This window comes from Kitasatospora sp. NBC_01560 (assembly GCF_045208415.1).
In the GTDB taxonomy this organism is placed as follows: Bacteria; Actinomycetota; Actinomycetes; order Streptomycetales; family Streptomycetaceae; genus Kitasatospora.
Genome location: NZ_CP109364.1, coordinates 1,270,423 through 1,287,713, shown reverse-complemented (window position 1 = coordinate 1,287,713; position 17,291 = coordinate 1,270,423). Strand labels below are relative to the sequence as shown.

General features: G+C 76.9%; 13 protein-coding genes. 5 read left to right on the top strand and 8 right to left on the bottom strand.

The genetic code is table 11. The annotated features are described in order from the left end of the window. Window positions 1–151 precede the first annotated feature (151 nt). Window positions 152–1,732 carry an alpha/beta hydrolase gene (locus tag OH807_RS05630; RefSeq protein WP_406194641.1) on the top strand — a complete coding sequence of 527 codons (1,581 nt, stop codon included), beginning with the start codon at window positions 152–154 and terminating at the stop codon, window positions 1,730–1,732. A gap of 199 nt (window positions 1,733–1,931) precedes the next feature. After that, window positions 1,932–3,908, top strand: coding sequence for an FUSC family protein (locus OH807_RS05625; protein WP_406194638.1), 1,977 nt, complete (start codon window positions 1,932–1,934; stop codon window positions 3,906–3,908). Window positions 3,909–3,948: 40 nt separating this feature from the next. On the opposite strand, the gene OH807_RS05620 is transcribed toward OH807_RS05625, so the two are convergent. The 4 genes from OH807_RS05620 to OH807_RS05605 are packed head-to-tail and all read right to left on the bottom strand — an operon-like array spanning window position 3,949 to window position 8,217. Continuing rightward, window positions 3,949–5,073, bottom strand: a complete 1,125-nt coding sequence (locus OH807_RS05620; protein ID WP_406194636.1) for a glycerate kinase — start codon at window positions 5,071–5,073, stop codon at window positions 3,949–3,951. Beyond that, window positions 5,070–5,921, bottom strand: a complete 852-nt coding sequence (locus tag OH807_RS05615; protein ID WP_406194634.1) for a sugar phosphate isomerase/epimerase family protein — start codon at window positions 5,919–5,921, stop codon at window positions 5,070–5,072. Before OH807_RS05615 ends, OH807_RS05620 begins: the two co-directional genes overlap by 4 nt. After that, window positions 5,918–7,066 (bottom strand): dihydrodipicolinate synthase family protein, encoded by a 1,149-nt coding sequence (locus OH807_RS05610; RefSeq protein WP_406194632.1) that lies wholly within the window; start codon window positions 7,064–7,066, stop codon window positions 5,918–5,920. The genes OH807_RS05615 and OH807_RS05610 overlap by 4 nt, the downstream gene beginning before the upstream one ends. After that, window positions 7,066–8,217 carry a Gfo/Idh/MocA family protein gene (locus OH807_RS05605; protein ID WP_406194630.1) on the bottom strand — a complete coding sequence of 384 codons (1,152 nt, stop codon included), beginning with the start codon at window positions 8,215–8,217 and terminating at the stop codon, window positions 7,066–7,068. The genes OH807_RS05610 and OH807_RS05605 overlap by 1 nt, the downstream gene beginning before the upstream one ends. Window positions 8,218–8,696: 479 nt before the next feature. Between OH807_RS05605 and OH807_RS05600 the strand changes: the two genes are divergently transcribed. Together OH807_RS05600 and OH807_RS05595 are read left to right on the top strand one after the other, a co-directional pair. Beyond that, window positions 8,697–10,751 carry a DUF2264 domain-containing protein gene (locus OH807_RS05600; RefSeq protein ID WP_406194628.1) on the top strand — a complete coding sequence of 685 codons (2,055 nt, stop codon included), beginning with the start codon at window positions 8,697–8,699 and terminating at the stop codon, window positions 10,749–10,751. A 9-nt stretch (window positions 10,752–10,760) separates the two neighbouring features. After that, window positions 10,761–11,546, top strand: a complete 786-nt coding sequence (locus tag OH807_RS05595; RefSeq protein ID WP_406194626.1) for a sugar phosphate isomerase/epimerase family protein — start codon at window positions 10,761–10,763, stop codon at window positions 11,544–11,546. Between the two features lie 87 nt (window positions 11,547–11,633). Here the strand turns inward: OH807_RS05595 and OH807_RS05590 are convergent, their stop codons facing one another. Further along, window positions 11,634–12,779 (bottom strand): substrate-binding domain-containing protein, encoded by a 1,146-nt coding sequence (locus OH807_RS05590; RefSeq protein WP_406194624.1) that lies wholly within the window; start codon window positions 12,777–12,779, stop codon window positions 11,634–11,636. Between the two features lie 291 nt (window positions 12,780–13,070). Here OH807_RS05590 and OH807_RS05585 point away from each other — a divergent pair, with 291 nt between their 5' ends. Further along, window positions 13,071–13,658, top strand: a complete 588-nt coding sequence (locus tag OH807_RS05585; RefSeq protein WP_406194621.1) for a hypothetical protein — start codon at window positions 13,071–13,073, stop codon at window positions 13,656–13,658. Between the two features lie 104 nt (window positions 13,659–13,762). Here the strand turns inward: OH807_RS05585 and OH807_RS05580 are convergent, their stop codons facing one another. From OH807_RS05580 to OH807_RS05570, 3 genes are read right to left on the bottom strand one after another with little or no spacing between them, the layout of a single operon-like run. After that, window positions 13,763–15,409 (bottom strand): amidohydrolase, encoded by a 1,647-nt coding sequence (locus OH807_RS05580; protein ID WP_406194619.1) that lies wholly within the window; start codon window positions 15,407–15,409, stop codon window positions 13,763–13,765. Further along, on the bottom strand, window positions 15,406–16,260 hold the full coding sequence (locus OH807_RS05575; RefSeq protein WP_406194616.1) for a PaaX family transcriptional regulator C-terminal domain-containing protein: 855 nt from the start codon (window positions 16,258–16,260) through the stop codon (window positions 15,406–15,408). The genes OH807_RS05580 and OH807_RS05575 overlap by 4 nt, the downstream gene beginning before the upstream one ends. 32 nt (window positions 16,261–16,292) lie before the next feature. Then, on the bottom strand, window positions 16,293–17,240 hold the full coding sequence (locus OH807_RS05570; protein ID WP_406194615.1) for an Asp/Glu racemase: 948 nt from the start codon (window positions 17,238–17,240) through the stop codon (window positions 16,293–16,295). Window positions 17,241–17,291: the final 51 nt, after the last annotated feature.

The following is a 17,291-nucleotide window of genomic DNA, read 5'->3' as shown; positions in this document are numbered from 1 at the left end:
GCGAGCCCCGCGCCCGTGGTGCGGAGCGGGCACTTTCCCACGGTGGCCCCCCCGCGCCACCGGCGGCCGCGGGCCGTGCCACCGGCGGTACTCCGGTGCTGCCCGGGGAAACGAATCGATCGATCCGGTGGTGTCGTGGTATTCGTGGGCGGTGCACTCTGCGATCTCCCGCTTCCCGCGCCGCGCGCTCCTCGCCCTGGTCGTCGCCCTCGCCCTGCCGGCCGGCTGTACCACGCCGAGCGGGCCGGAGGCGGGCGGCGTCCGGGCGGGCGGCCCGGCGACCCGCCCCCCGGTCGCCGAGATGGTCTCCGCCACCGCCGCCCCGGCCCTGCGTGCCCTCTACGACCAGCAGATCGACTGGATACCCTGCACCGACGGCGCCGCCCAGGAGGACGAGACCGTGCTGTGCGGCACCCTCAAAGTCCCGCTGGACTACGCCTCGCCGGACGGTGAGACCCTGGACGTCGCTGTCGTCCGGGTGCCCGCCGCCGACCAGCAGCAGCGCCTCGGCTCCCTCGTGTTCAATCCCGGCGGGCCCGGCAACTCCGGCACCGCGATGCTGGAGTGGGGGTGGACGGGCTACCGCGGCCCGCTGCACGACCACTACGACCTCGTCAGTTTCGATCCGCGCGGTGCCGGTGGCACCAGCCCGATCGGCTGCCTCGACGACGCCACCCGTGCCGAGTGGACCACCACCGACGACCCGGCCTACGACCGCGGCCGCATCCTCGCCGACGCCTGCGGGGCCAAGTACGGCGCTCTCCTGGCCCACGTCGGCACCCGCGACGCGGCCCGCGACCTCGACCTGCTGCGCGGCGCCCTCGGCGAGCGCAAGCTCGACTTCGTCGGCTTCTCCTACGGCACCTACCTCGGCGCCCTCTACGCCGAGGAGTTCCCCGAACGGACCGGCCGGATGGTCCTCGACGGCGCCGTCGAGCGCAGCACCGACCTGATGCACCTGGACGCCGACCAGGCCGCCGCCACCGAGACCGAGTTCGAGGCCTTCGCCGCCGACTGCGCCACGTCGGTGGAGTCCTGTCCCTTCGGCAGCGACCCCGCCACCGCCCCGAAGGTGCTGGCCGACTTCCTCGACGGCCTGCGCGACCACCCGCTGACCGCCGGCAACGGCCGCCGCGTCACCGCCACGCTCGGCTGGACCGGCGTCCTCGCCGCCCTCTACGACGGCCAGAGCTCCTGGGAACTCGTGCGCACCGCCGTCGGACCGGCCCTCACCCGCGGCGACGCCGACGAGCTGCTCAGGCTCGGCGACGCCGGCACCGGCCGCGACGAGGACGGCCACTACGGCGCCTCCGCCGACGCGTTCGTCGCCGTCCACTGCGCGGACGCCCTGCTGGCACCCACCGACGCGGACCTCCGCGCGGCGCTCGCCGACCTCGCCGTGCGGGCCCCGCTCGTCGGAAAGCACGACACCCGGGTCGCCCTGCTCGATCCCGACTGCCGCCCCTGGCCGTACCGGTCGACCGAGCGGCCGCACACGGTGAAGGCGGCCGGCACCGGCCCGATCCTGGTCGTCGGTTCCACCGGCGACCCCGTCACGCCGTACGCGTGGGCCCAGCGGATGGCGTCCGGCTTCGAGCACGGCGTGCTGCTGACGCGGGACGGTGACGGGCACACCGGGTACTGGCACAGCGCGTGCGTGCGGGAGACCGCCGCGGCGTACCTGGTGGACGGCACGCTGCCGGCGGCGGGGACGGTCTGCCCCTCGAACTGAGGGTGACCGGCGCCGCCCGGGCCACTTCCCGGACCGGTGCCGCCCGGGCCGGTGCCGCCCGGGCCGGTGCCGCCCGGGCCGGGCAACGCTCCGGTGCCCGGACCGGGGAAACCGCGGCGTTACCCGCAGGAAGCAGCCCGGTAGGACGGCGCGCGTAGGGTGCCGGTGGAGACCCCGAACCCACCGGACCGAGGACAGCGTGCACCGCCCCGACACCAGAGCACCCGACTGGCTGCGCCACCCGCTGGCCCGGCAGCCCGGACCGCTCCCGTGGGGCGGTGTGCTGCGCGGCGCCCTCGGAATGGGCCCGCTGCTCGCGGCGGCCGCCGCCTGCGGGCGCCCCCAGGCGGGCGTCCTGGCCGGCCTCGCCGCGATGTTCGGCAGTATCAACGACCGCCCCGGCACCGCCCGTTCGGCCGCCGCCCTGGTCGGCGTACCGGCCCTCGCCGGCGCCGCCGGGCTGCTGATCGGCCAGGCACCCGGCTGGTGGGCGGTGGCCCTGCTCGCCGCGGTGGGCGCGGTCTGCGGCGCCGCCAGCGTGGCCGGGCCGGTCAGCTCGGCGGCCGGCGTGCAACTGCTGGTGCTCACCGCCGTCGGCTGCGGCATGCCGATGGCCGGCCCGGCCTGGACGAAGGCCGGCTGGTACCTGCTCGGCGGCGGGTGGGCCCTGCTGCTGCGCCTCGCCCTCCGACCGCCGCCGGCCTTCCGCCGGCTGCACGGCGAACGGGCGGCCGTCGCCGCCGTGTTCGACGCCCTCGCCGCGGCGCTGCGCGCGGTCGGCACCCCCGGGGCCGAACCCGCCCGCCGGGGGCTCACCGTGGCCCTCGACCGGGCCGACGAGGCACTGCGCCTCCAGCGGCTGCTGCGCCGGCCCGGCCCGCGCCGGCCCGACGAACTCCGCCTCGACGAGCGCTTCGCCGCCGCGTCCGCCCTCTGCGAGGCGAGCGTCGCCCTGCTCTGGGAGGGCGAGCCGCTGCCGGTCCGGGTACTCGCCGGCCCGCACCGCCTCGCCGAGGCCGTCCGCCGCGACACCGCACCCGGCCCGCTGTCGGTGCCGGTGGCCGCCGGCCCGGCCCGCAGCGCCTTCGACCGCGCCGTCCTGGCCGCCGGGCTCGCCTTCGACCACCGCCCGGGCGGCACCGGCACCCCGGGCCCGGAGCAGTTCGAGCGGCCGGCGCCGCGTCGGCCCCGCCGGACCCGCCGCGGCGCCGACCCCGCGGGCCCGGTGGGCCGCGAGTACGGGCTGCGGGTCGGCGCCTGCGTCGCCGTCACCACGGCGCTCGCGCTCCTGCTCCACGCCGACCACTGGTACTGGCTGCCCGTCACGGCCGCCTTCCTGGTGAAGCCCGACTACGGCCCGCTGTTCTCCCGGGTGGTCAACCGCTTCGTCGGGACGGCCGCCGGCGTCCTGCTCTTCGCCGCCCTCGGCCCGGTGGCGGCCGCGGCCGGGTACGGGCCCGCGCCGGGGCCCTGGCCGACGGTGGTGGCGGTCGCACTCTGCGGGGCGCTGATCGCCCCCGCGCTGCGGCACTTCGCCCTGCAGACCGCGGTGGTCACGCTCACCGTGCTCGCCTTCGTCTCCGCCGGCGGCGACACCCAGGCCGCGGCGTCCCGGCTGACGGACACGGCGCTCGCCTGCGCCGTGGTGCTCGTGGTCGGGCACCTGCCGCGGCTGGTGAACACCCGGGCCCGGGTCGGCCACCGGTGCGCGGAGGCGCTGCGGCACACCCAGCGCTATCTGCACGACGTGCTCGCCGTGCCCGGCCCGGCGGGGGCGCCGGACGATCCGGCGCGGCGCGCCGAGCTGCGCCGGCAGGCGTACCGGGCGCTCGCGGAGGCCCGGGTGGCGGCCGAGACGGTCCGCGCCGAGCTGCTCGCGGACCCGGGCCGCGACTGGCTGACGGTGGCGCTCTGCGCCGAGCGGATCGCCGATGCCGCGACGGCCTGCGCGATCCGGCTCGCCCACGGCCTGGAGCGGCCCGACGAGGTGACGGCCCGGCGGATCGTCGCGGCGGTGGGCGCGGTGGCCGACGTGCTGGAGGGGCGGGCCGGGCCGGCCGCCGGGCCCGCGGTCGATGCGGTGGACCCGGCCGGCTGCCGCACGCTGCACGACATCGTCACGGAGCTGCACGGCATCCGGCGGCGGGAGCGGGCGCTGGCCGGCGCGGCGGGCTGACGGCACCGTCGGGACGGTGCCGCCCTCGCCACCTGGCTGCTCACCGCGGGGGGTCGAGGGGTGGGGGGCGATCCGCGGCGGGGCCGCGCCGGCCGTGGCCGGCGGCGAGCCGGGCCCCGGCCTCCCGCAGCCAGTGGAGCGCCCGGGACCGGGCCGCCCCGGCGGAGCCCGCGAGGCCCGTCAGGGTGAGGACGGTGGGGTCCGCGGACTCGCCGGCGACCACGACGGTGCGCACGCCCGCCCGTGCGGCGCGCTGCGTTACCTCGCCGACGGCCTTGCCCCGCAGGCTGGTCGCGTCGAACCGGCCCTCGCCGGAGACGGCCAGATCGGCCCCGGCCAGGGCCGCGTCGAGGCCGAGCAGATCGGCCACGGCGGCGGCGCCGAGGGTGGTCGTGGCACCCCAGGCGGCGGCCAGTCCGTAGGCGGTGCCGCCGGCCGCACCCGCGCCGGGGGCGGCCGGATCCCCGCCGAGGTGCGCGGCCAGCCGGGCCAGACCCTGTTCCAGCCGGGCGATGTCGGCCGGGCCGGCCCCCTTCTGCGGCCCGTACACGGCGGCGGCGCCGTCGGGGCCGAGCAGCGGGTTGGTGACGTCGGTGAGCAGCCGGACGCCGCCCGGCGGGGCGGGCCGCAGCCCACTCCGGTCGACGGTCGCGAGCTCGGCCAGCGAACCTCCGCCGTCCGGGAGTTGCCGCCCGTCACGGTCGAGCAGCCGCAGCCCCAGGGCGGCCAGCAACCCCGCGCCGCCGTCCGTCCCGGCGGAGCCGCCGAGGGCGATCAGCAGGCGGCGGGCGCCGCGGTCGAGCGCGGCGGCGACGGCCTCGCCGGTGCCGCGGGTGGTGGCGGTGAGCGGCGCCAGGTCCGGGCCGAGCAGTGGGAGCCCGCTCGCGGTGGCGAGCTCGACCAGCGCGGTGCCGTCCGGGAACACGGCGCAGGCGCCGGTGACGGGCCGGCCGTCCGGGCCGGTGCAGCCGGGGAGCCGGTGGACGGTCGCGCCGGGGCGGGCGGCGGTGACGGCGGCGAGGGTGCCCTCGCCGCCGTCCGCCATCGGGCGGAGCAGCAGGTCGTCACCGGGGCGGGCGGTGTGCCAGCCCTCGGCGAGCGCGGCGGCCGCGTCCGCGGCGGTGGCCGTCCCCTTGAACGAGTCCGGGGCCAGGACGATCCTCACGCGCTGCCCCCGGAAGGTGCTAGGTACGGCTCCACATACGTGCTATGACGATCCATCAGGGTGCGGAGGGTCTGCGCGCCGGGTGTCCGCCAGACCTGCTCGTTGAAGATCTCGACCTCGACCCAGCCGGTGTAGCCCGCGGCCGTGACCTGCCGGGTGAGGGCGGCGAAGTCGATGTGGCCGTCGCCGACGTGGCCGCGGCCGAGCAGGGCGTCGGCGGGGAGCGGAGTGGTCCAGTCGCACACCTGGTAGGCGGCGATCCGCTGCTCGCGGCCGGCCCGGGCGAGCTGCCGGGCGAGGTCCGGATCCCACCAGAGGTGGTAGCTGTCGACCACCACGCCGACCTGGCCGGCGGGGAAGGGCGCGGCGAGGTCGAGCGCCTGGCCGAGGGTGGAGATCACGGCCCGGTCGGCGCAGAACATCGGGTGGAGTGGCTCGATGGCGAGCCGGACGCCGAAGTCACCGGCGTGCGGGGCGAGTTCGCCGATCAGGTCGGCCGCGCGGGCGCGGGCGCCGGCCAGGTCGCGGCTGCCCTCGGGGAGGCCCCCGACGACGAGGACGAGGGTGTCGGTGCCGAGTTCGGCGGCCTCCTCGATCGCCCGGAGGTTGTCGGCGAGGGCGGCGCGGCGCTCGTCCGGCCCGGTCGCGGTGAGGAACCCGCCGCGGCAGAGGCTGCTGACGACGAGACCGGCCTCGCGGACCAGCCGGGCCGCCTCGGCGGTGCCGGTCTCGGCGACCTTGTCGCGCCAGAGCCCGATGGCGGGCAGACCGGCCTCGGCGCAGCCCCGGACGGCCTCGGCCAGGCTCCACCGCTCGGTGGTGATCTGGTTGAGCGAGAGCCGGTTCACGCCGCCACCCCCGCCAGGGCGAGCAGGGTCCGCATCCGGTGGGCGGCGAGATCCGGGTCGGGCAGGACTCCGGCGAGGTCGGCCAGCCGGAAGAGCTCGATCAGGTGCGGCAGCGAGCGGCCGCTCTGGGCGCCGCCGACCATGGTGAAGTGGTCCTGGTGGCCGGCGAGCCAGGCGAGGAGGACGATGCCGGTCTTGTAGTGGTAGGTGGGCGCGGCGAACAGGTGGCGGGCGAGCGGCAGGGTCGGGCCGAGCAGCGCGTCGTAGCGGTCGTGGTCGCCCGCGTCGAGGGCGTGCAGGGCTGCGGCGGCGTGGCCGGCGATCGGGTCGAAGATGCCCAGCAGGGCGTCGCTGTGGCCGAGTTCGTCGCCCCGGACGAGTTCGGGGTAGTGGAAGTCGTCGCCCGTGTAGAGGCGGACGCCGGCGGGGAGGGCGCGGCGCAGCGCGACCTCGCGGTCGGCGTCGAGCAGGGAGACCTTGATGCCGTCGATCCGGGCGGCGTGCTCCCGGATCAGGGTGAGGACCGTCCCGGTGGCGGCGTCGAGGTCGGCGGAGCCCCAGTAGCCGGTCAGGGCGGGGTCGAACATGTCGCCGAGCCAGTGCAGGACGACGGGCCGGGAGGCCTGGCCGATCAGCCGGGAGTAGACGCGCAGGTAGTCCTCGGGGCCCTCGGCGACGGCGGCCAGGGCTCGGCTGGCCATCAGGACGGGCTGGGCGCCGGCCTCCTCGACCACCGCGAGCTGCTGCTCGTAGGCATCCTGGACATCGGTCGGAGTCGATGGTGTGGAGGGCAGTTGGTCGGTCCCGACACCGCAGGCGAGCCGGCCCCCGACGGCGCGGGCCTCGGCCCCGGAGCGGAGGATGAGTTCGCGGGTCGCCGGCCAGTCCAGCCCCATGCCGCGCTGGGCGGTGTCCATCGCGTCGGCCACGCCGAGGCCGAGGGACCACAGGCGGTGGCGGAAGGCCAGCGTGGCCTGCCAGTCGACGGCGGCGGGAGCGCCCGGCGCGTTGTCGCCGAGGGGGTCGGCGACGACGTGCGCGGCGGCGAAGGCGGTGCGGGAGGTGGCGGGGCCGGCCGGAACGGTGAGCGGCTCGGGGGAGCGGAGCCGGTAGCGGCCGTGGCCGGGCAGGGTGAGGTGGGCCATCAGATCTCCAGTGCGGGGACGTCGAGGCGGCGGCCCTGGCGGGCGGAGGCGAGGCCGAGCTCGGCCAGCTGGACGCCCTTGGCCCCTTCGAGGAGGTCCCAGCGGTAGTCGGATCCGGTGGCGACGTGCCGGAGGAACAGCTCCCACTGGATCTTGAAGCCGTTGTCGAACTCGGCGTTGTCGGGCACGGCCTGCCACTGGTCGCGGAACGGCTCGGTGACGGCGAGGTCCGGGTTCCAGACCGGCTTGGGCGTGCCCGCGCGGTGCTGGAAGCGGCAGTTGCGCAGACCGGCGACGGCACTGCCGTGCGTCCCGTCGACCTGGAACTCGACCAGTTCGTCCCGGTCGACCCGCACCGCCCAGGACGAGTTGATCTGGGCCGTGACGCCGCCCTCCAGCTCGAAGATGCCGTAGGCGGCGTCGTCGGCGGTCGCCGGGTAGGGGCGGCCCTGCTCGTCCACGCGCTGCGGGATGTGGGTGGCGGTGTGGGCGTAGACGGAGCGGACCGGGGCGATCAGGTTGTCCAGCACGTAACGCCAGTGCGGGAACATGTCCAGGATCATGCCGCCGCCGTCCTCGGCGCGGTAGTTCCAGGACGGGCGCTGGGCATCCTGCCAGTCGCCCTCGAAGACCCAGTAGCCGAACTCACCGCGCACGGACAGGATCCGGCCGAAGAACCCGCTGTCGACCAGCCGCTTGAGCTTGATCAGCCCGGGCAGGAAGAGCTTGTCCTGCACGGCACCGTTGCGGACTCCGGCCGCCCGGGCGAGCCGCGCCAGCTCCAGCGCCGCGTCGAGGGATTCCGCGGTCGGCTTCTCGGTGTAGATGTGCTTTCCGGCCGCGATGGCGGTGCGCAGGGCACTCTCGCGGGCGGTGGTGACCTGGGCGTCGAAGTAGATCTCGGCGAGCGGGTGGGCGAGGGCCTCGTCGAGGGAGGTGGTCCAGTGCTCCAGGCCGTGGCGGTCGGCGAGTTCCTTCAGCTTGCCGGCGTTGCGGCCGACCAGGATGGGCTCGGGGCGGAGCACGTCGCCGTTGCCGAGGTCGAGGCCACCCTGCTCGCGGATGGCGAGGATCGAGCGGACGAGGTGCTGGCGGTAGCCCATGCGGCCGGTGACACCGTTCATGACGATGCCGATCACCCTCTGGGGCATGGAGTTCTCCTCTTGCTTGCGCGGATCGGGGTGGCTCGGGCGGCGCGGGCGGCGCGGTGGATGCCTTCGGGCAGGTCGAGCGGGCGGAGGGGCCGCAGCTGTACGGGGCCGCAGCTGTACCGGGCCGCCGCCGTGCACGGCGGGCGGGGGAAGGCGTGACACGGCTCCCGGACGGGCGGTGTACGCCGGGGAGCCCGACGGCCGGGGGAGCGGTCGGTCGGGGACGACGCCATCCTGAGCCCGCATTCGATCGGAGTCAAGCCTGTTGTATCGAACGATCGACAGTGGATCGACCTCGGCAGTGGCCCGATCAGCCGCGAAGTCCTAAATGACCTGTGGATCTGGGGGCTTTGGGCGCTCGGCGGGCGATCAATCGACGATCACCTGTCGATCGGAGCGGTCATTCGACCTCTTGCATTGACTATCGATCAATAAGTTCCTAGATTCGGCCCGCCACCCCTGCGGACGAAGGACGTGCCATGCAACTGCCACCCGAGGACCGCCGTACCAGCCCGTACACCGGCTGGACCAGGGCCCACTGGGAGGCCGTTGCCGACACCCTGCTCACCGCGGTCCGCCCGTACGCCTCCCCGGGCCGGGCGCTGATCAACCTGCCCGGACCGCGCCCCAGCAGCTCCGGGCGGCGCTCCGACGGCCTGGAGGGCTTCGCCCGCACCTTCCTGCTCGCGGCCTTCCGCATCGCCGGAGCGGACGGCGCCGACCCGCACGGGCTGCTCGAACGCTATGCCGCCGGCCTCGACGCCGGCACCCGCCGGCCCACCACCGAGCGCGACCTCGCCGACGGCGACGGCGAGTCGTGGGGCGTCATCGCCGACCGCAGCCAGCCCCTGGTCGAGGCCGCCTCGATCGCCACCGCCCTGCGGCTCACCCGGCCCTGGCTCTGGGACCGGCTCGACGAGCCCGTCCGCGAACGCGCCGGCCGCTGGCTCGCGGACGCGCTGCACCGCGCCCCCGTCGACAACAACTGGTGGCTCTTCCCGCTCACCGTCGGCGGTTTCCTCGCCGAGGTGGGCATCGAGACCGAGGCCGCCCGGGCGGCCGTCCGACGCGGCCTCGACCGGATCCAGCCCTGGTACCTCGGCGACGGGTGGTACACCGACGGCCGCCCCCGCGCCTTCGACCACTACAACGGCTGGGCCCTGCACCTCTACCCCGTGCTGGACGCCCACCTCGCGGGGGACGCCGCCCGCACCGCCCGTTACGGTGCCCGGCTCGCCGCCCATCTCGACGGCTACGCAAGGCTGTTCGGCGCGGACGGCGCTCCCGTCCACCAGGGCCGCTCGCTCAGCTACCGGTTCGCCGCGGCCGCCCCGCTCTGGGCCGGGGCGCTCACCGGCCACACCCCGCTCAGCCCGGGTGCCACCCGCCGGATCGCCTCCGGCGCGCTGCGGCACTTCGTCGACCGCGGCGCCGTTGGTGCGGACGGCCTGCTCGCGCTGGGCTGGTACGGCGCCCATCCGCCGCTGGTCCAGGCGTACTCCGGCCCGGCGTCGCCGTACTGGGCGAGCAAGGGCTTCCTCGGCCTGCTCCTCCCCGCCGACCACCCCGTCTGGACCGAGCCCGAGGAGCCCGGCCCGGCCGAGGCGGCGGACGCGGTGGTGGCGCTGCCCGCCCCCGGCTGGCTGGTCCAGTCGACCGTGGCCGACGGGATCGTCCGGCTGCACAACCACGGCAGCGACGACCAGCCCGCCGACACCGTCCAACCGGACGACCCGCTGTACGCGCGCTTCGCGCACTCCACGGCAACGGGGCCGGTCGGCGGTCCGGCGGTCGGCGGTCCGGGAGCCGGCGGGCCGGTGGGCGCGGACCGGGCCGACGGTCCGGCCGACAACCGGTTCACCCTGGTGGTCGGCGGGGTGGCCGGCGAGCGCGGCCGGATCCGGCCGCTGGGGACGGGCGACGGCTGGGCGGCGTCCGCGCACCGCCCCCGGATCGGCGGGCGGGAACTCCCCGGTGTCACCGTCACCTCGCTGACCCTCGCCCATGCGGCGGAGGAGGTCCTCGTCCACCTGGTGACCGGGGCCGACCCCGGTACCGAAGTCCGCCAGGGCGGCTGGGCGGTGGCCGGTGAGCGGGCGTCCGGAACGGCGGAGGGTCTGCGCGCCCGGGTCAGCGCGGAGGGCGGGCCCGGCGCGACGGGGGTGCTGCGCGCGGAGCTGACGGCGGTGCACGGCTACCGCGCGGTCGGGGTGGACGACGCCCCGGGCGGGACGGCCTTCGGCCCGCGCGCGACCGTCCCCTGGGCGGCCGGCAGCACCGGCAGTAGCCGTACCGGCACCGGCGGCACCGGCGACGGGCTGTTCGTCTGCACGAGCCGGCTGGCCCGGACGGCGGGGCCGGCGCAGGAAGTGCCGCTCCCGGACGGCCGAGCGGCCGGGGCGCCGGTGCCCGGGGAGGTGTCCGTGCGGACCGAAGCGGTGCCCGGCGGGTACCGGGTCACCGTGCGCTGGCCGGACGGCAGCGGGCACCGGGCGCAGCTCGCCGCCGGGTCCGTCGCCGTCCACCGCGGCTGAGGGGGCGTCGTGCCGCTCGCGTTCTCCACCCTGGGCGTGCCCGGGCTCCCGCTCGCCGACGCGGCCCGGCTGGCCGCCGACCACGGCTGGCAGGGCCTGGAGTTGCGGTGCGCCGACGGCGAGACCGTCCACCCCGCGATGGCCGCGGGCGAACGGCGCGCCGCCGTTCGCACCCTGCGCGCCGCGCGCGTCAGGCCGATCGCCCTCGCCTCCTACCTGGGCGTGGCCGCGCCCGGCGCGGACGGCCCGCTGGTCGCCGGGCTGCGGGGCGCGCTCCGGCTGGCGGCCGACCTCGGGGCGCCCGCCGTCCGGGTGTTCCCGCACGGCGGCGACGGTCCCGCGGCGGAGGCCGACGCCCGGGCGGTCCGGCGGCTGCACGCGGTCGCGGCGGACGCGGCCCGGCTCGGCGTCCGGGTCCTGGTCGAGACCCACGACTCCCACCGCGCCGGCCGCCGCCTCGCGGACCTGCTCGACCGGGTGGACCACCCCGCCGTGGGCGCCCTCTGGGACTTGATGCACACCCACCTGGCCGGCGAGACGCCCGCGCAGACGTCCGCCGCGCTGGCGACCCACCTCGGCCACGTGCAGGTCAAGGACATCGCGGGGGCCGGGGACCGGACGCCGCTCCCGCTGGGCGCGGGCGTCCTGCCGATCGCCGCCTGTGTGCGCCTGCTGCCGCCGGGGGCCTGGGTCTGCTGGGAGTACGAGGCGCCGTGGCACCCGGCGGCGGCCCCGCTGCCGCCCCTGCTGGCCGCCGGGGCCGACCTGTTGACGGGGCTGGCCGCCGGGGCCTGACCGCCGGTGTCCTGACGCCGCGGCGCCGCGACGCCGTCGTGCCGCCGCGACGCCGTCGTGCCGCCGCCCCGCCGCCGGGGCGGCGGCTCAGTCCTGCCGGGGGAGTGCGCCGCAGGAGGCGCGCACCTTGAGGGTGGGGAGCAGGGCGATGTGATGGGCGGGCAGGTCGCTCGGGCTCAGCCGGCGCAGCAGCAGGTCGAGGGCGACGGCGCCGACGGCGCGCTTGGGCGGGGCGACGGCGGTCAGCGGCGGCGTGGTGAGGGCCGCGAACACGTCGTCGTAGGAGATCAGCGCGATGTCCTCGGGGACGCGCAGGCCGCGGGCGCGCAGCAGCGGCGGGAGCTGGATGGCGTCGCGGTCGTTGTGGACGAGGACGGCGCGCACGCCCTCCCCGGCGCTGACGGCGAGCTGGTCGGCCACCCATTCCGGGTCGGCGGGGGTGAGCGGCCCGCCGCCGGGGTGGTGCAGGTCGAGGGTGGGGCGGGGTTCGAGGCCGAGGATGCGGACGGCCTCGGTGTAGCCGGCCCGGACTTCGTGGGCCGTCCAGGTGTCGTGCCGGGCGGCGAGCAGCACGCTGCGGTGGCCGAGCCCGGCCAGGTGGCGCAGGGCGAGCAGCACGCCGTGCCGGTGGTCGGAGCCGACCGCGTCCAGCTCGGCGGCGGCGCTGCCGGGGGCGGCCCGCCGTTCGACCAGGACGGAGGGGACGGGCAGGTCGCGCAGCCAGTCGCCCTCTTCGGCGGGGCCGCCGGGCAGCCAGTTGGGGGTGAGCAGCAGGCCGTCGACGCCGGACTCCAGGGTCCGGGCGACCTGGCCGCGGTCGTCGCGGGCCTCGTAGGGGGAGATGCCGAGCACCAGCCGGGCGCCGGCGGCGGTGGCGGCCGAGCGGGCGCCGTCGATGATCTCGTCGAAGTAGGAGCCGACGGTCGGCACCAGCATGCCGATGACGCGGCCACGGCCGTCCGGTGCGGCCCGCCCGGCGAGGTCGGAGCCGGTCGCGGTGGTCGTGCCGTGGGCGCCGGCGCCGCCCGGGCCGCCGGGCGCTCCGGCGTCGGGCAGGGTCACCGAACCGTGCGAGCGGCGCAGCCGGCCGGCGTCGGCGAGGGTCGCCACGTCCCGGCGGACGGTCACGGTGGGCATGCCGAGCCGGGTGGCGAGGTCCGCCACCCGGACCGTGCCGAGCTCGCGCACCACTTCGAGGATGCGGGCCCGACGCTTGTCCGCCGACGCGGCCATGACGTCTCCTTCTGCCGGTTCTGCTGCTGGTTTCGCCGAACGCTCGGTGATCGATCAAATCGTATCGCACGATCGAAAAGCGATCGAAGGGCAGATCGCCCGGGATGCGGTCGATCACCACCGCACGCCTCCGCCCTCCGACCCCTGGCACAGCGATACATCGACTCAGCGATGCAGCGACATCGCGGCACATCGACTCGGCAACATCGCGTCACAGCGTCACAGCGACACAGCCGGCAACCCGGCAACCTGCGCGGCCGGAGCAGTCGCAGCGTGCCCTAGCCTGCCGGTATGGCGATCAACGGCTTCGGCACGACAGAGTTCCCACTCGTGCTGCTGCGCCGGATGGCCGACTTCAACCCCGTCCTGGTCGAGCAGGCCGTGCAGCGGCTCGGCGTCTCCCGCGGCAGCATGCGGGAGGCGAACCGGCGCTGGCAGGCGATGATCCGCTCGCCCGGGTTCCCGCGCGGCGCCCGGCGTACGGCCGCGGTGCTCGGTCCGCCGAAGGCGACGGCGCCGCGCCGGATCGGCGACCTCGCCTGCACCGTGCAGCAGTGGGCGCTCCCGCTCTGGCCCGGGCTCCGTTTCGAAGTGCTGCTGGGACCGGCGGAGGCCGGCTCCCCGCTGCTGAACGAGTGGCTGGTCCGCGCCGACGACGCCCCCGCGCCCGTGCTGCGGACGCTCGCCGACCTCACGCCGTGGAGCTGCGTGGTGGCCGACCTGGGGGCGGCATTCCCGCCGGCGGTGCCGCGCGAGGGCAGCGCGCCGACCCGGTTCCGGCTCGACTTCACCGCCCCGGACGCGGCCGGCCGCCCGCACCCGTGCACCGCGGACTTCACCTGGGGCCTGCTCCAGGAGGTGCGGCCCGCGGAGCCGTGAGGCCTCGGGCCGGGGCAGCCGTGACGGCCGGGCCGCCCGCCCGCACCGAGTACCGCCCGCACCCCGTACCGCCCCCCGAGTGCCGCCGCACCCCGTACCGCCGCTCAGAGCTCCGCGGCGTGGACCGTCCGCCCGCCCAGCACCGTGCGCCCGGGCCGCAGTTCGCGCAGCTGCTCGACCGGGCAGGCGAGCGGGTCGACCGCCCAGAGCGTCAGGTCGGCCAGTGCCCCCGGCCGCAGGCTGCCGCGCTCGGCGCTCTCGCCCAGCAGCCGGGCGGCGTCGACGGTGTGCAGGGCGACGGCCTCCGCCCGCCCGATCGCGTGCTCGGGCCCGACCACCCCGGCCACCGTCCGGCGGGTGGTCATGCCCCACACCGACACCATCGCGCCGTAGGGGCCGACGGGGAAGTCCGAACCGGCCGCGAGCAGCGCGCCCTCGTCCAGCCACTCCCGCAGCGGGAAGATGCCGCTGGTCCGCTCCTCGCCCCAGGCCCGCTGCTGGGCGAGCGCGCCGTCGTGCAGCAGCGGGTGCTGCACGGTGACGGGGATGCCGAGCGAGATCGCCCGGGCCCGCTGGTCGGCGTGGGCCAGCCCGCCGTGCTCGATCACCAGCGTGCCGGGCGGCAGGCCCGGCCGGCGCTTCAGCACGGTCTCGAAGACGTCCAGCAGGGTGCGCAGGCCGCGGTCGCCCCAGGCGTGCACGCCGACCCGCCAGCCGCGTTCGACCACCCGGTCGACGGCCGCGGCGAGCGCGTCCGGCTCCCAGAGCAGCCTGCCGTGGTAGCAGGGCTGCCCCTGGTACGGCTCCTCCAGGGCGCCGGCCTCGAAGCCGCCGTCGATGCCGAACTTGACGCCCCAGACCCGCAGCAGGTCGTCGTCCTCGCCGGCGGCGCGCCAGGCGTCCATCCGGTCGAGCAGCGCGTCCACCTGCGCCGGGGTGCGGGCCGCGAAGCCGGAGACCAGCGCCCGGACCCGCACCGCGAGCACGCCGGCCGCGCGGGCCGCCCGCAGCACCTCCAGGTCCTCGACGGGGACGAGGCAGTCGCGGACGGTGCCGATCCCGGTGGCGGCGTAGTCGGCCGAGGCGGCGCGCAGGCCCTCGATCCGCTCGGCGGGTGCGGGGCGCGGCAGGACCCGTTCGACCAGCTCGATCGCCGTGTTGACCAGGCGTCCGGTCAGCCGGCCGCGCGGGTCGCGTTCGATCACGCCGCCGGGCGGGGCGGGGGTGTCGGCGGTGATGCCGGCCAGCCGCAGCGCGGCCGAGTTGAGCACCATGTTGTAGGCGCCGCGGCGGACCAGCACGGGGTGGTCGGTGGTGGCCCGGTCGAGCTCCTCGGTGGTCGGCATCCGCTGCTCGGTCAGCTGCACCTCCTGCCAGTTGACGGTGGTGCGGATCCACTCGCCGGCCGGGGTGCGGGCGGCGCGCTCGCGGATCAGGGCGAGGAACCCGGGGATGTCCCGCGCCCGGTGGACGGGCACGCCGTGGACGCTGTGCCCGGCGAGGATCAGGTGGGTGTGCGTGTCGTCGAAGGCGGGCAGCACCGTGGCGGCGGGCGCGTCCAGCACCTCGGTGTCGGGGCCGACGAGCCCGTCCAGGCCGTCGGGCGCGGGCGACAGGGCGGTGATCCGGGTGCCGGTGACGGCGATCGCGCGCTGCGGCGCCTCCCCGGGGACGAGCGTGTGCACCGCGGCCGCGCGGACCAGCAGGTCGGCGGTGCGCCGGTGCGGGGCGGCGGGGGTCAGGTCGGTCATGACGGCTCCTGGGGTTGCGGGAGGGCGGCCGGCAGCCCGGTGACCTTCTCGACGTGGCGCAGGCCGGGGTCGGCGAGCAGCGTGTGCAGCTCGGTGAAGACGGCCCGCGCCGCGACGGCGTTCCAGTCCGCGGGCAGCAGCGGTTCGGGCAGGCCCGGGTCGAGGTACGGCAGCCGGCGCCACTGGGTGAGCATTGGGACGTAGGCACGGAACGCCTCGACCGGCTCGGTGGGCGCCCGGCCGCGCAGTTCGGCGGCGACGGGGTGCCAGGCGTCGGTGAAGGCCGCGTACTGCGCCTCGATCGCGGGGAAGTCCCACCAGCCGGAGACGGCCGTGCGCAGTTCGGCGAAGCCCGCGTACTCGGCGGAGAGGAAGAGGTGGACGTAGGCGCTCAGGCCGAGCCGTTCCAGCAGCCGCCGGGCGTCCGGGAGCAGCCGGGCGGGCGCCAGCCAGACGCCGGGGGCCGCGTTGCCGAAGCCGAGCCAGCTGAGCCGGGAGCGCAGCTGGTGGCGGTGGGCGCGTTCGGCCTCGGGCACGGAGAAGACCGCCACCACCCAGCCGTCGGCGAGTTCGGCGGGCTCCAGGCTGTGGAAGATCCGGCGGTCGCCCTCCTCGAAGACCGGCCCCATCGCCGGGCCGAGCCGGTAGCCGGTGGCGTCGCGGCGCTCCTGGATCAGCGTGCCGGCCTTCTTGAGGCGGGAGATGGCCGAACGGACGGCGGGGCCGTCGACGTCCAGTTCGGCCATCAGCGCGATCAGGTCCGCTATCGAGATCCAGCCGCCGAGGCGGCGGACGAACTCGCCGTAGATGGTGTGGATGAGGGAGCTCGGCCGGGATGTGTTCTCCGACATGGTGGGCCCTCCTCCCCGGCAGCTCGTGGTGATCATAGCGGTGGGGCGGCTCCGGCCGGGGGCTCGGCGCCGGTCCGGGCCACGGCGGCGGCCGTCGGGGACCCGGCCGCCCGCAGCGCCGCCTGCTGCACGGCGGGCGGCACCGCGGGCGGCACCGCGGGCGGCACCGCGGGCGGCACCGCCTGCTGCACGGCGGGCGGCACCGCGGGCGGCACCGCGGGCGGCGCCTCGGCGTAGGCGCCGGAGAGCAGGTGACCGGCCCCGGGGGCGAAGGCCGGCAGGCCGAGGGCCCGCAGCAGCTGGTGCGCGGTGCAGATCGCCGCCGAGACGACGGGCTTTCCGAGCTGCTGCTCGGCCTCCTCGACGGCGGCGAGCGAGGGCATCTGCACGCAGGCCGAGAGCACCACGGCGTCGGCCCGCGCGTGGGCGAGGCCGCCCGCGATGGCGGGCAGTTTCGCCGGGTCGTGGGCGGCCACGTCGAGGTTGTCGGGGATCTCCAGGGCCGCGTGGTCGAGCACCTCGATGCCCTCGTGGGCCAGGTAGTCCACCACGGTGCGGGCCAGCGGCCGCAGGTACGGCGTGACCAGCACGACCCTGCGCGCGCCCAGCGTGTGCAGCCCGGCGACCAGCGCGCCGGCACTGGTGACCACCGGCGCCGGTGCGCCGTTCTCGGCGGTGCGCCGGTGCAGTCGCCGCTCGGCCTCGCGGTGGTAGCCGGGGCCGGTGCTCATCACGGCGACCAGGCAGGCGTAGCCGAGTACGTCGACCCGGGCGTCGGAGAGTTCGACCGCGCACCGGTCGGACTCGGCGTCCATCGCGCGCAGCTGCTCGGGGGTGACCCTGGTCATCCGCATCCGGCTGGAGTGGAAGGTGAACCGCTCGGGCGCGACCGCTTCACGGGCCCGCAGCAGCGCCGGGACTTCGGTCTCCATGGTGACGTTGGAGCTCGGGACGATCTGGCCGATCCGGTAGGTGGTCACGGGCGCGGGCTCCTTCCGGGGGCTGCCGGGCGGGACGGGGCGGCGGCCGGC

Bases quoted from the DNA above. Each gene is read 5' to 3' on its own strand.
- OH807_RS05600 (WP_406194628.1), top strand. From the start codon at position 8,697: ATGCAACTGCCACCCGAGGACCGCCGTACCAGCCCGTACACCGGCTGG.
- OH807_RS05605 (WP_406194630.1), bottom strand. From the start codon at position 8,217: ATGCCCCAGAGGGTGATCGGCATCGTCATGAACGGTGTCACCGGCCGC.
- OH807_RS05580 (WP_406194619.1), bottom strand. From the start codon at position 15,409: ATGACCGACCTGACCCCCGCCGCCCCGCACCGGCGCACCGCCGACCTG.
- OH807_RS05610 (WP_406194632.1), bottom strand. From the start codon at position 7,066: ATGGCCCACCTCACCCTGCCCGGCCACGGCCGCTACCGGCTCCGCTCC.
- OH807_RS05590 (WP_406194624.1), bottom strand. From the start codon at position 12,779: ATGGCCGCGTCGGCGGACAAGCGTCGGGCCCGCATCCTCGAAGTGGTG.
- OH807_RS05575 (WP_406194616.1), bottom strand. From the start codon at position 16,260: ATGTCGGAGAACACATCCCGGCCGAGCTCCCTCATCCACACCATCTAC.
- OH807_RS05585 (WP_406194621.1), top strand. From the start codon at position 13,071: ATGGCGATCAACGGCTTCGGCACGACAGAGTTCCCACTCGTGCTGCTG.